Annotated in this window: 14 protein-coding genes; 6 read left to right on the top strand and 8 right to left on the bottom strand. The window is 67.7% G+C overall.

All coding sequences use genetic code 11. The annotated features are described in order from the left end of the window. Positions 1 to 5 precede the first annotated feature (5 nt). The 5 genes from LCM32_RS02355 to LCM32_RS02375 form a co-directional block, all read right to left on the bottom strand. Complete coding sequence (locus tag LCM32_RS02355; protein WP_224819447.1) at positions 6 to 938, bottom strand: AEC family transporter; 933 nt, start codon at positions 936 to 938, stop codon at positions 6 to 8. A gap of 15 nt (positions 939 to 953) precedes the next feature. Next, complete coding sequence (gene arsC, locus LCM32_RS02360) at positions 954 to 1,295, bottom strand: arsenate reductase (glutaredoxin) (protein WP_224819448.1); 342 nt, start codon at positions 1,293 to 1,295, stop codon at positions 954 to 956. Next, a complete protein-coding gene (locus LCM32_RS02365) occupies positions 1,292 to 2,350 on the bottom strand; it encodes a quinone-dependent dihydroorotate dehydrogenase (RefSeq protein WP_224819449.1) in 1,059 nt (352 codons plus the stop codon). The genes arsC and LCM32_RS02365 overlap by 4 nt, the downstream gene beginning before the upstream one ends. Further along, on the bottom strand, positions 2,347 to 2,685 hold the full coding sequence (locus LCM32_RS02370; RefSeq protein ID WP_224819878.1) for a DUF952 domain-containing protein: 339 nt from the start codon (positions 2,683 to 2,685) through the stop codon (positions 2,347 to 2,349). The genes LCM32_RS02365 and LCM32_RS02370 overlap by 4 nt, the downstream gene beginning before the upstream one ends. Before the next feature lie 115 nt (positions 2,686 to 2,800). Further along, the gene (locus LCM32_RS02375) at positions 2,801 to 3,022 is read right to left on the bottom strand and encodes a hypothetical protein (protein ID WP_224819450.1); all 222 of its coding nucleotides are present in this window, start codon (positions 3,020 to 3,022) and stop codon (positions 2,801 to 2,803) included. A gap of 71 nt (positions 3,023 to 3,093) precedes the next feature. On the opposite strand from LCM32_RS02375, the gene LCM32_RS02380 reads away from it, so the two are divergent. Both LCM32_RS02380 and LCM32_RS02385 read left to right on the top strand, forming a co-directional pair. Continuing rightward, a complete protein-coding gene (locus LCM32_RS02380) occupies positions 3,094 to 3,726 on the top strand; it encodes a TetR/AcrR family transcriptional regulator (protein WP_224819451.1) in 633 nt (210 codons plus the stop codon). A gap of 136 nt (positions 3,727 to 3,862) precedes the next feature. Then, positions 3,863 to 5,419 (top strand): bifunctional metallophosphatase/5'-nucleotidase, encoded by a 1,557-nt coding sequence (locus tag LCM32_RS02385; RefSeq protein WP_224819452.1) that lies wholly within the window; start codon positions 3,863 to 3,865, stop codon positions 5,417 to 5,419. Between the two features lie 164 nt (positions 5,420 to 5,583). Here LCM32_RS02385 and LCM32_RS02390 read toward each other — a convergent pair whose 3' ends face one another. After that, positions 5,584 to 6,084: a DUF4405 domain-containing protein gene (locus LCM32_RS02390; protein WP_224819453.1), complete on the bottom strand. Its 501-nt coding sequence runs from the start codon at positions 6,082 to 6,084 to the stop codon at positions 5,584 to 5,586. 153 nt (positions 6,085 to 6,237) lie between these two features. Here LCM32_RS02390 and LCM32_RS02395 point away from each other — a divergent pair, with 153 nt between their 5' ends. Next, positions 6,238 to 6,552, top strand: coding sequence for a DUF1992 domain-containing protein (locus tag LCM32_RS02395; protein ID WP_224819454.1), 315 nt, complete (start codon positions 6,238 to 6,240; stop codon positions 6,550 to 6,552). Between the two features lie 14 nt (positions 6,553 to 6,566). On the opposite strand, the gene LCM32_RS02400 is transcribed toward LCM32_RS02395, so the two are convergent. Beyond that, positions 6,567 to 7,034: a hypothetical protein gene (locus tag LCM32_RS02400; protein ID WP_224819455.1), complete on the bottom strand. Its 468-nt coding sequence runs from the start codon at positions 7,032 to 7,034 to the stop codon at positions 6,567 to 6,569. Positions 7,035 to 7,275: 241 nt separating this feature from the next. Between LCM32_RS02400 and LCM32_RS02405 the strand changes: the two genes are divergently transcribed. From LCM32_RS02405 to LCM32_RS02415, 3 genes are all read left to right on the top strand, one after another. Then, positions 7,276 to 7,602, top strand: a complete 327-nt coding sequence (locus LCM32_RS02405) for a DUF883 family protein (RefSeq protein ID WP_224819456.1) — start codon at positions 7,276 to 7,278, stop codon at positions 7,600 to 7,602. A gap of 6 nt (positions 7,603 to 7,608) precedes the next feature. Beyond that, positions 7,609 to 7,977, top strand: a complete 369-nt coding sequence (locus LCM32_RS02410) for a hypothetical protein (RefSeq protein ID WP_224819457.1) — start codon at positions 7,609 to 7,611, stop codon at positions 7,975 to 7,977. Between the two features lie 213 nt (positions 7,978 to 8,190). Then, a complete protein-coding gene (locus LCM32_RS02415; RefSeq protein WP_224819458.1) occupies positions 8,191 to 10,530 on the top strand; it encodes a penicillin acylase family protein in 2,340 nt (779 codons plus the stop codon). Between the two features lie 419 nt (positions 10,531 to 10,949). On the opposite strand, the gene LCM32_RS02420 is transcribed toward LCM32_RS02415, so the two are convergent. Beyond that, positions 10,950 to 11,714 (bottom strand): IclR family transcriptional regulator, encoded by a 765-nt coding sequence (locus LCM32_RS02420; protein WP_224819459.1) that lies wholly within the window; start codon positions 11,712 to 11,714, stop codon positions 10,950 to 10,952. Positions 11,715 to 11,729 lie beyond the last annotated feature (15 nt).

Here is an 11,729-nt window from a genome sequence, read left to right on the forward strand (position 1 = left end):
GGGGCTTAGTGGGTCACGAACCAGATCACCGCACTGACGGTGATGAAGGACAGCGCCGTGGCCACCACCACGGCCGAGGCCGCGGGCATCTCGGCGCCGTGCCGCCGGGCGAGGATGGGGAAGATCGTCATCATCGGCAGCGCGGCAAAGACGATACCGATGCGGCGGATCTCCGGGTCGATCCCGGGCATCAGCGCCAGCGTCAGGCTGGCCGCCAGCGGGTGTACCACCAGCTTCACCACCGTCAGGACCGAGACGCGCCGCCAGACGCCGTGGACCTCGTACATGGCAATCGTGCCGCCCACGATCACCAGTGCCGCCCCCGGTGCCATCGCCGCCAGCATGGTGATCGAGGTCTGGAGCGGCGTCGGGATATGCACCCCGAGGCCCGCCACCGTCAGCCCGAGGGCAAGCGCGATCACCAGCGGGTTGGTGATCAGCCCGTGGCCGATCTGCTTCACCGCCGAGACGATGCCCGAGCCGTGGGAATAGAGGTAGTCAGAGGCGATCAGCGCGATCGGCAGCACCACGAGGTTCTCGACGATCAGGATCGAGGCCACGACCGGGGCCGCCGCATCGCCGAAGACGGCGGAGGAGATCGGGATGCCGAGGAAGGAGGTGTTGGACACGCCTGCACCCAGCGTCATGATCATCGCCTGGTTCGGCGGCTGCTTGAGCCAGAGCCGCATGACCGCAAAGAGCACCGCCATGGAGATCAGCGAGCCGATGGCATAGGCGAGGATGAAGAGCGGGTTCATCCCGCCGCCGCTGGCCCCCTTCACCACGGCGGCGAAGATCAGCACCGGCAGGCTGACGCGGACCACGAACTGGCTGACCGCGCCCATGTGTTCGCCGGGGAAATAGCCGGATTTCACGATCCCGAACCCCAGTACGATCAGCGCGTAGAGGGGGAGGATCAGCAGCAGGTTGTCGATCACGGCGAGGAGGCTCCGTCAATCGAAGAGGCGCAACACCTCTTCCGGCGGGCGCCCGAGGGCGGCCCGTCCATTCTGGAACACCACCGGCCGTTCGATCAGCTTGGGGTGTTCCGCCATAGCAGCCAGCAGCGCCTCCTCATCGGCACCGGCCAGGTTGAGTTCCTTGAAAAGCGCCTCCTTGCGGCGGATCATCTGTTCCGCCGGCAGGCCAAGCGCCTCCCGTGCCGCCTTCAGCTCGTCGAGCGTGGGCGGGTCGTCGAGGTAGCGGCGCACCTCGGGGGTGATGCCGCGCGCCTCCAGCAGGGCCAGCGTCTCGCGCGACTTGGTGCAGCGCGGGTTGTGCCAGATCACTGTCATAGCCAGTCCTCGATGCCGGTGCCCACGGCCTCGGCCACGGTGGCAAAGCCGTCCTGCTCCAACAGCCGGTCGAGGCCCCGGGCGATGTCACCCGCCAGCGACAGGCCGCGATAGGCCAGTGCCGAATAGAGCTGCACCGCCGAGGCGCCCGCGCGGATCTTGGCATAGGCCTCGCCGGCGGAGCTGATGCCGCCGACGCCGATCAGGGGCACGCGGCCCTCGGTCAGCTGTGCCAGCCGGGCCAGTTGCCGGGTCGAGAGGTCGAAGAGCGGCGCGCCGGAGAGGCCACCGGCCTGATCCTTGTGGCGGCTCAGCAGCCCGTCGCGGCGCAGGGTGGTGTTGGTGGCGATCACCGCATCCACCGGTGCGCTCAACGCGACCTCGGCCACGTCGGCCAGTTCCTCGGTGCTCAGATCGGGGGCGATCTTCAGGAAGATCGGGATCGGCCGGGGCAGGGCGTCACGTGCCTCCAGCACCCGGGCCAGCAGGGCGGAGAGCGCGGCCTTGCCCTGAAGGTCGCGCAGCTTCTCGGTGTTGGGCGAAGAGACGTTGACCGTGGCGAAGTCGAGATGCGCCGCGCAATGCTCCAGCACCTTCACGAAGTCGCCGGGCCGGTCCTCGCTGTCCTTGTTCGCGCCGAGGTTCAGGCCGATCACCGCATCGCGGGGGCGCTGCGCCAGACGGGCGCCGACGGCTTCCATGCCCTCGTTGTTGAAGCCGAAGCGGTTGATCACCGCATTGTCCTCGGTCAGGCGGAAGAGCCGGGGCTTGGGGTTGCCGGGCTGGGGCCGGGGCGTCACGGCGCCAACCTCGAGGAAGCCGAAGGCCGCGCGGGACAGGGGCGAGAGCGCCTCGGCGTTCTTGTCGAAGCCGGCGGCGAGGCCCACGGGATTGGCGAGGCTCAGCCCCGCCACCTGCGTGCGCAGGCGGGGCGAGGTCACGAGGCCGGAAAGCGGCACGGCCCCGGTGCGCAGGGCCAGCAGGGCAAGCCTGTGGGCGCGCTCCGGGTCGATCCGGTGCATGACGCCGAGGCCGAGGCTTTCCAGCGGGTTCATTCCATCGCCTCCGGGAAGACATGTGCGCCGTCCACCAGCGGCAGCGGCGCGTGCCACGCGACGTCCGACAGTGCCAGCTTGCGGTAGAGATGCGGGAAATCGGCCCCGCCACGCGAGACCTCCCACTTCAGCGCGTCGCCAAGCGCATCGGCTTCCACCGCGGCGAGGATCAGCCCCTCGGCCCCGGCGAAATGCTTGGCCGCGGTTTCGGCGGCCTGCGTGGCGGTGGAAAAGTGGATGAAGCCGTCGGCGAGGTCGACGGGCGCGCCCTCGGTCTCTCCCGCAGCTTCGAGCGCCTGCCATTCGGCGGCACGGAAAATCTTGTAGATCAGCATGAGGCGAGCCATGCCAGCCCCCCGCCGCAAGGTCAATCCACCTTGCGCGGCGGGGGCGCAAGGCGAGGGCCGCTGCCCGTTTTCTGATCCGGAAAACGGGCAGCCGCGAAGCAGGTCAGAGCCAGCGGTGGCAGTGGCGGTGGATGCGCGGGATGATCACGTAGACCATCGAGAGCACGACCATCGGCACGATGATCAGCGTGCGCTGCCACATCTGCCATTCGGGCGTCAGGGGCCCGGCCACGTAAAGCAGCGACGTCACCAGCGGGTAGACGACAAGGAAGACAAAGAGAGAGAGGCGGATGCGGGAAGGGGCTTTACCGGTGGGGGAGGACATGCGAAAACTCCTATCGAAACGGGGCGTACTGGTTATATGTACGATGCGTTTCGTTTTGTAAAGGGGGGGCGATGTCCGACAGCGAGAAAGGCGAAAGCGCAGGCGAGACGCGGCGCAAGACCAGCCGGCATTCCATCGGCGCCCGGCGCAATCCCGAGACGGAGGCGGCGGTGCTGGCGGCGGCGGAGGTCCTGCTGCGGGAAAAGGGCGCGCGCGGCCTGACGATGGAGGCGGTGGCGAAACGGGCCCGGGCCTCCAAGGCGACGCTCTACCGCTGGTGGCCCAGCCGGGGCGCGCTGCTGCTGGCGGTCTACAACCGGATGAAGGGCGAGATTGACTATCCCGACACCGGCAGCCTGCTCGACGACATCGGCATCTTCTACGACCTCGTGCAGCGGCACTGGCAGGCCAGCGGCGGCATTGTCTTTGCACAGATCATCGCCGAGGCGCAAAGCGATCCGGGCGTGGCCGAGGCGCTGAACACCTATCGGCGCGAACGGCAGGTCCAGCTGATCAAGGTGGTCGAACGCGCCATCGGGCGCGGTGAACTGCGCGCAGGGGCCGAGGCCGAGGCCCTGACCGATGCGATCATCTCGCTCATGTGGGTGCGGTTGCTGACCGGGCGGGTGGGGCAGGACGGCCATGTCATGGCGCGCGGCCTGTTGCAGGGCTGGATCTGCGACCGGAATGTAACAGGCGTGTGACAGTTTGATGACAGCTTAGGCGGCGGTGAGCAGCCTGCCGCTTCGTCATGAAGGTGACTCAGAGATCGGTTTTGACTCGTGCCCGGGGCCGGGGCAGCATTCCGGCACATCATACCGTTATCGAAGGGATATAGTGATGCCTGTCCGTCTTCTGACGAGCGCCGCCGTGCTGGCTCTCAGCGCCGGCGCAGCAATGGCAGATTACAACCTGACCATTCTGCATACGAACGATTTTCACGCTCGTTTTGAACCGATTTCCAAATACGACTCAGGCTGTTCGGCCGAGGACAACACCGAGGGCAAATGCTTCGGTGGCTCCGCCCGCCTGATGACCGCGATCGAGGCGGCGCGCGCCGGCTCCGACAATTCGATCCTCGTGGACGGTGGCGACCAGTTCCAGGGCACGCTCTTCTACACCTATTACAAGGGCAAGCTCGCCGCCGAGATGATGAACAAGATGGGCTACGACGCGATGACCGTGGGCAACCACGAATTCGACGACGGCCCCGAAGTTCTGCGCGGCTTCATGGATGCGGTCGATTTCCCCGTGCTGATGTCGAACGCCGATGTCTCGGGTGAGGCGCTGCTGGCCGACGTGCTGATGAAATCCACCGTCATCGAGAAGGCGGGCGAGAAGATCGGCCTCATCGGCCTGACACCGCAGGACACCGACGAACTGGCCAGCCCCGGCAAGAACATCATCTTCACCGATCCCTCCGATGCCGTGCAGGGCGAGGTCGACAAGCTGACCGCCGAGGGCGTGAACAAGATCATCGTGCTCAGCCACTCGGGCTATGGCGTCGACAAGACCGTGGCCGAGAAGACCACCGGCGTGGACGTGATCGTGGGTGGCCACACCAACACCCTGCTGGGTGACATGGATGGCGCCGAGGGCCCCTATCCGACCATGGTGGGCGATACGGCCATCGTTTCGGCCTATGCCTACGGCAAGTTCCTGGGCGAGCTGAACGTCACCTTCGACGACGAGGGCAAGCTCATCGAGGCCTCGGGCCAGCCACTTATCATGGATGCCGCCGTGACCGAGGATGACGCCGTCAAGGCGCGCATCGCGGAAGCCGCTGCCCCGCTGGAGGAAATCCGCAACAAGGTCGTCGCCGAGGCCGCCGAGGCCATCGACGGCGAGCGCGGCTCCTGCCGGGCACAGGAATGCACCATGGGCAACCTCGTGGCCGATGCCATGCTGGACCGGGTGAAGGATCAGGGCATCGACGTGGCGATTGCCAACGGCGGCGGCCTGCGGGCCTCCATCGACGCCGGTGAGGTCACCATGGGCGAGGTTCTGACGGTGCTGCCGTTCCAGAACACGCTGTCGACCTTCCAGGTGAAGGGCGTGACCCTGAAGGAAGCGCTGGAAAACGGCGTCAGCCAGATCGAGGAAGGCGCAGGCCGCTTCCCGCAGATCGCCGGCATGGCCTTCACCTATGATCCCACTGCCGAGCCGGGCCACCGCGTGGTCGAAGTGACCGTGGGCGGCGCGGCGCTGGACCCCGAAAAGGTCTATGGCGTGGTGTCGAACAACTACATGCGTGGCGGCGGTGACGGCTACAAGATGTTCATCAATGCGATGAACGTCTACGACTTCGGCCCCGACCTGGCCGATGTCACGGCCGAATACCTCGCGGTGAATGCGCCCTACCAGCCCTACACCGACGGCCGCATCAAGACGAAGTAAGCTTCGGATCGGGCGGCGGCGCCCCGGGGGTTCCCTCCCGGGGCGTCTTCGCCCGGACCTTGGACCTTCGGGCGGAACGCCCCTCTGAAGACACATGCGCCCCGCCCGGTCCCTCAACCGGGCGGGGCGTTTCCTTCGGCGCGGTCCCTGCCTCTTGGGCGGGATCAGTCGCGCGCGAAGGCGACCTGCAGCGCCTGTCCGTTCAGCGCGCGGTCGTTTCCGGTCATCTGCGAGATCGAGGTCTCGGGCGTGGCGTCGAAGCCCTGTGCCTGAAGCGAGGCGACGAGGGCCTCGGGTGTCTTGCCGATCACCTGTGCTACGGCCGACAGCGGCGCATCCTGAAACGCGCGGAACATCATGCCCGGGTTCACCCCGGAGGCCTCTGCGCCGGTCAGGTTTATCGAGGTGATCACCGTGGCCAGCACACCGGCGGCGAGGATGCCCACGGCCAGCGGCTTGCGGAAATAGCCCTTCAGCGGGCGCCAGTTCATCGCGATGTGGAAGCCCGCAGCCGCCATGACGGCAAAGCCGATCCACTCATGCGCCACCCGCGACAGGGTGCCGCCGGTGTGGAAGAAGAGCACGACGCCGGTCACGGCGACGATCAGGAAGGTGGCAGCGGTCAGGGGCGTGGCCCATTTGCGCAGGTTCAGGCTGGCGGACATGGCTGGTTCCTCGTTGGCGTGTCACAATGGGTTCTACGCCGTAGCAGGCCCATTCCGTCGCACGGGGGCTACATTGGATGTTTCGATGCCGCAGGGCGTTCTCTCGCAGGGCGTGCAGGTCTATATTGACCGCAGCGACAAGGAGCGCCCGCGATGGACCACCCCCTGATCGACCTGATCAATGCCCGGATCGCCCAGGCCGAGGCCGAGGGCGCCTTCGACAACCTGCCCGGTGCGGGCAAGCCGTTGCCGGAGTGCGACGACCCGGAAAATGCGCTACTGAACAGGATCGCGAAGGAACACGGTGCGACGCCTGAGTTCGTCAGCCTCTCGCGCGAGCTGGCCAAGCTGCGCGAGGAGCTGCGCGGCGAGGGCGACCGCACGGCACGTCACAGGCTGATGAAGGATATCTCGATGATGGAAGCGCGGGTCGATATCGCCCGCCGCGCCTTCACGCGCAGCCGCTGAAGGCGGCGCCTGCCTCAGTTCGGCTGAAGCAGGTCGCTGGTCGTGTAGGTGTAATCCACCTCGTCGTCGAGGCTGTCATAGCTCATGTAGCCATAGGACGAGTAGTAACTGCTGCTGCCGTAGAAGGTGGTGGAGAGGCTGCTGGTCACATCCAGCGTCTGGGTCGAATAGCTGTTCACCGTGCTGACGCTCCAGGAGCCGTTGCTGGCCCGCACCGTCAGGGAATAGCCGGTCAGGTTGTTGAACGCGATCCGGTCGCCGGTGGCGACATGGGTGAGGATCGGGAACCAGGCCGCACCCAGCCAGTAGACCGTGTGGGTGACGCCCGAATAGGTGAATTCCTCGGTCTGGGTGTAGCCATCACCGCCGCCGCCGCCACCGCCACCGCCGCCACCGCCGCCCCAAGCGAGCAGGGGCGTCGCGCCGAGCGACGTCAGGATCACGGCAATGGCCGGAACGGTCAGGGTTTTCAGCTTGGGCATGACGGGCGGTGCCTCGAAATGATGTCTGTGCTTTGGTCAGCTTTGTTTCTTAATCTGCCATTTGGGCAAGAATGAGGCCCGTGTTCGGCCCTGCGCGGGTCGAGTTGGGGCCGTTTCCGGCCCACCCGGGCGGTGCCCCCGGGGCGCGGCGGCAGGTCGCAGATGAAGAAAGTTCTGGAACAATGCGCCGAATCCCGCGTTTGCTTGGTGAATTCAAACAGCACACTGCTAGGAGCACATCATGGTTCGCGCCGTTGAGACCACCAAGTCGGAAGCCTCTGCACAGGAAATTCAGGCCCAGCTGGATGCGCTGCGGGCCGATGTTGCCGGCCTGACGAAGGCCATGGGCGACTACGGTCGCGCACAGGGGGCCAACCTGCGGGAAGCCGCCTCCGAGACGGCCGCCACCGCACAGGCCCGCGCACAGCAGCAGCTGAGCGAAGCCGAAGCGCAGCTGAAGTCGGCCTATTCCTCGGCCGAAGCCTCGGTGCGCGAGAACCCCGCCATGGCGCTTGGTCTGGCGGCCGGTGTCGGCTTCCTCGTCGGGCTGCTGACGCGCCGCTCGTAAGACCGGATGTTCGGCTACCTCCAATGGCGCCTCGGTGTGGCGCTAAAGAAATCGGCCCTCGGGGCCGTTGGGCTGGTCCTCATGCTTGTGGGGCTGGCCTTTCTCACCGTGGCGGGGTGGATCCTGCTGGCCACCACCTATGACACGCTGATCGCCGCGACGGTCATCGGCTGCGTCTACTTCGGGCTGGGCCTCGTGTTCCTTGGCTTTGCCATGCGCCGCCCGCGGATGCCCGTGCCGCCCACGCCGGTCGCAGCGCCCATGGCCGCGATGCCCGGGCTGATGGGGGCCTTCCTGCAGGGGCTGAGCGCGGGACGCGCCGCCCGGGGCACGCCCCCGCCACCACCACCCCCGCCGCCGCACACCCATTGTTGAGCCCCCTCGGCTCTCTCTCCCGCCCCGCGCGCCCCCCGGCCCGCGGGGCGGTGCCGTTTAGAGGGCAGGGCGGGCCTCTCGTTGACGCTTAGGGCAGTTTTGCGGTGGATGTGCTGGACTCACGGCCCGGTTCGCGCAAAAATCAATGCATGTGTATCGCTTGGCGATACGGTTCAGCTTATGCCCCGCGCGGGGCCATTCATGGGGACGAACATGCCGAACGACACCACGACGGACCATCCGCTTCAGGGGCTCGACGGCCCGGTCGAGATCAAGGTGGACGAACACGGCGTCGCCCACATCCGGGCGGGCTCCAAGGGCGATCTCTTCTTTGCGCAGGGCTTCAACGCCGCGCGCGACCGGCTCTGGCAGATCGACCTCTGGCGCAAGCGCGGCCTCGGGCTGCTGTCGCAGGATTTCGGCCCCGGCTACCTTGAGCAGGACCGCGGCGGGCGGCTCTTCCTCTACCGTGGCGACATGCAGCCGGAATGGGACGCCTACGCCCCCGACGCCGAGGAGATCTGCGAGGCCTTCGTGCGCGGCATCAACGCCTACGTGGACGAGGCCATCGCGGGCCGCGCCGTGATGCCGCCGGAATTTGCGCTTGCGGGCACGCAGCCCTCGCACTGGCAGGCGGCGGACGTGGTGCGCATCCGGACCCACACTCTGACGCGCAACGTGCTCCACGAAATGATGCGCAGCAACCTCATGGGGATGGCCGACGGCAAGGTCGATCGCCTGCGGACCGAGCTGAACCCGCCGGTAGAGCCCGATTTCGACCCCAGCGTGCCGCCGGGGTCGCTGCCGCCCTCCGTCCTCAACGATTTCAAGCTGGCCTGCGGGCCGGTGCGCTTCTCCGACGCACGCCTGAACGCCCCGCTGGAAGAGGCCGAGCGCTGGACGCAGGTCACGCCCCTTGGCGACGTGGTGCTGGTGGCTGAGAGCGAAGGCTCCAACAACTGGGTAATCTCGGGCGAACGCACCGCCACGGGCCGCCCGATCATGGCGACCGACCCGCACCGCACCCACGCGCTGCCCTCGCTGCGCTATGTCGTGCATCTGACCGCGCCGGGCATCGACGTGATCGGCATGGGCGAGCCCTCGGTGCCGGGCGTGATGATCGGCCACAATGACGCCATCGCCTTCGCGCTGACGATCTTTGGCGCGGATCAGGAAGACATCATGGTCTATGACCTCGATCCCGAGAACCCGCTGCGCTACCGCTACAAGGACGGCTGGGCCGAGATGGAGGTGGTGACCGAGGTGATCCCCGTGAAGGGCGCCCCGGACCAGACCCGCGAGCTGCATTACACCTGCCACGGCCCGGTGATCAGCCGCGACGGCACCCGCGCCTATGGCATCAAGTCCGCATGGAGCGAACCCGGCAGCGCGCCCTACATGGCTTCGCTCGGGATCATGCGGGCCAAGGATCACGACGCCTACATGCAGGCGGTGCAGGGCTGGGGTACGCCTTCGGTCAACCACATCTATGCGGACCTCACCGGCAAGATCGGCTGGCAGACCCTTGGCGTCACCCCGATCCGTCCGAACTGGAACGGGTTGCTGCCGATGCCGGGCGACGGGCGGTTCGAATGGGCTGGCAAGCTGACGGTCGAGCAACTGCCCCATACCGTGAACCCCGAGCGCGGCTATGTCGCCACGGCGAACGAGAAACGCACCCCCGAGGACTGGGATCACGAGACGCAGGCGGTGACCTTCGAATGGACTGACGGCAGCCGCGCGGCACGCATCCATTCGGTGCTGGACGAGGACGACGCCCATACGATCGAGGCCGCCTGCAAACTGCAGAACGATGTCTTCTCGGACCCGGCGCGGCGCTGCAAGGCGGTGCTGGCGGGGCTGAGCTTCGAGGGTGCTGCGGCCGAGGCGGCGGCGCTTCTGGCGGGCTGGGATTGCTTCCTGACGGCAGAGTCCGGTGCGGGGCTCTTCTACGAATACTGGATGGCCAAGCATCTGGTGCCTGCCATCGCGCGGGAGTTCGGCGCCAGCGACAAGGCCATCGGCCTCGTCGGCACCGGCGCGCCGCAGACCGTGCTGGCGATCCTCGAGAAGCCGTCCGAGTGGCTCGACGGTGGCGCTGCAACCCGTGACCGGCTGCTGGCGGAAAGCCTCGCCTCCGGCTGGGCTGACTGCCTGACGCGCTTTGGCGCGGACGTGGCGGGCTGGGCCTGGGGCGATCTGCACACGCTGCCGCTGCCCCATGCGCTTGCGGGCGCCTATCCCGAGGCCGAGGGCTGGTCGATCCCGGCGATGCCGCTTGGCGGGTCGGGGTCGACCCCGAACATGGCGGTCTACCGGGCGGGCGATTTCCAGACCTTCACCGGGCCGTCCTGCCGGATCGTCATGGACGTGGGCGACTGGGACAACTCGGTCTTCGTGAACCTGCCGGGGCAGTCGGGCGATCCGCGCTCGCCGCATTACACGGACATGAAGACCGACTGGCTGACCGGCGGCTATCGCCCGCTGCTCTATACCGCTGCGGCGGTGGATGCGGCGACGGAAGCGGTGGTGACACTGACGCCCGCGGGCTGATCTGCGGCGCGTGACAGGACAGGGGCCGTCTGCGAGGGCAGGCGGCCCTTTTCTGTGTCTGGTCCTGCACCCTCTCCATCTGCCTCGCGCGCGACACTCGGGGAGGCGCAGAGCGCCCTACCCGGGGGAGGGTCGGGCGCGGCCCACTCGAAGCGCGGGCTGGTGACTGACGGTTGGGGGACAGGGCGCGCGTGTTGGGATGCTAGGGGCTCGGATACGTTGTGCGCCGGGATGGGAGTGTTTGGGCTGCGCGGATGAATGACGCCTCACAGCCTCTCCGTCTGCCCTGCGCCCGACACTCGGGGAGGCGCAGAGCGCCCTCCCCGGGGGGAGGGTCGGGCGCGGCCCGCGCGAAGCGCGGGCAGGAGGCGGATAGAGGGTGGGGTGTGTGACGGGAGTGGTTGAGGTCTCGGCGCGTTTTAGCCCGACAGCGCATCTGCCGCGGCAATCGCGTGGGGCGCGAACCGCCGCCGGAACTCCGCCTCGGACCAATCCGCCAGCGTGCCCGCGATATGCACCGCCGCCACGGGCCGCCCGGCGCTATCGGTGACGGGTGCGGCCACCACCACCTCGCCCAGAAGCGTCTCCTCCACGACGCAGGCATAGCCCTGCTCGCGCGCTTCGTGGACCTTCTCCAGCACCGCGGCCGGATCGGTCAGCGTCTTGCGCGTCCGCGCCAGCATCTCGGACCGGGCCAGCAGCCGGTCCACCGCCGCATCCGCCATCAGCGCCATGCAGGCCCGCCCGCCGGAGGTGCAGAACGTGGGCAGCCGCCGCCCGGGCAGGGTGGCAAAGAAGGCCTCGCGCCGCGATTGCAGGCGCAGGGCATAGAGGATCGTCACACCGTCGAAGAGGCTCAGGTCCACCCGCTCGCCGCAGGTTTCGCGCAGGTTCCCCAGCACCGGGGCGGCGCGTTCGATCAGCGGCGTGATCCGCAGGTAATCAAAGGCCCGGTCCAGCGCCCGCTTGCCCGGGACCAGCCCGCCCGCCGCACGTTCAAGGTAGCCGAGCCCGAGCAGCGTCTGGCAGATGCGCTGCGCCGCGCTCTTGTCGATGCCCGCCGCCTTGGCGATCTCCCCGAGCGAGAGGGCGCGCGGCTCGGCGCCCCAGACCTCCAGCACGGCAAAGGCCCGCGCCACGGAGCGCAGGAAGAGCCTCTCGTCGATCTCGCCGGTGTCCGTCATGCCGTGCCTCCTGTC

Source organism: Pseudooceanicola nanhaiensis, from assembly GCF_020171315.1.
Taxonomy (GTDB): Bacteria; Pseudomonadota; Alphaproteobacteria; order Rhodobacterales; family Rhodobacteraceae; genus Pseudooceanicola; species Pseudooceanicola nanhaiensis_A.

Excerpts from the sequence above, each read along its gene's own strand:
- LCM32_RS02395 (WP_224819454.1), top strand. The coding sequence starts at position 6,238 with ATGGACCACCCCCTGATCGACCTGATCAATGCCCGGATCGCCCAGGCC.
- arsC (WP_224819448.1), bottom strand. The coding sequence starts at position 1,295 with ATGACAGTGATCTGGCACAACCCGCGCTGCACCAAGTCGCGCGAGACG.
- LCM32_RS02405 (WP_224819456.1), top strand. The coding sequence starts at position 7,276 with ATGGTTCGCGCCGTTGAGACCACCAAGTCGGAAGCCTCTGCACAGGAA.
- LCM32_RS02420 (WP_224819459.1), bottom strand. The coding sequence starts at position 11,714 with ATGACGGACACCGGCGAGATCGACGAGAGGCTCTTCCTGCGCTCCGTG.
- LCM32_RS02380 (WP_224819451.1), top strand. The coding sequence starts at position 3,094 with ATGTCCGACAGCGAGAAAGGCGAAAGCGCAGGCGAGACGCGGCGCAAG.
- LCM32_RS02415 (WP_224819458.1), top strand. The coding sequence starts at position 8,191 with ATGCCGAACGACACCACGACGGACCATCCGCTTCAGGGGCTCGACGGC.
- LCM32_RS02365 (WP_224819449.1), bottom strand. The coding sequence starts at position 2,350 with ATGAACCCGCTGGAAAGCCTCGGCCTCGGCGTCATGCACCGGATCGAC.
- LCM32_RS02410 (WP_224819457.1), top strand. The coding sequence starts at position 7,609 with ATGTTCGGCTACCTCCAATGGCGCCTCGGTGTGGCGCTAAAGAAATCG.
- LCM32_RS02370 (WP_224819878.1), bottom strand. The coding sequence starts at position 2,685 with ATGCTGATCTACAAGATTTTCCGTGCCGCCGAATGGCAGGCGCTCGAA.
- LCM32_RS02385 (WP_224819452.1), top strand. The coding sequence starts at position 3,863 with ATGCCTGTCCGTCTTCTGACGAGCGCCGCCGTGCTGGCTCTCAGCGCC.
- LCM32_RS02400 (WP_224819455.1), bottom strand. The coding sequence starts at position 7,034 with ATGCCCAAGCTGAAAACCCTGACCGTTCCGGCCATTGCCGTGATCCTG.
- LCM32_RS02390 (WP_224819453.1), bottom strand. The coding sequence starts at position 6,084 with ATGTCCGCCAGCCTGAACCTGCGCAAATGGGCCACGCCCCTGACCGCT.
- LCM32_RS02375 (WP_224819450.1), bottom strand. The coding sequence starts at position 3,022 with ATGTCCTCCCCCACCGGTAAAGCCCCTTCCCGCATCCGCCTCTCTCTC.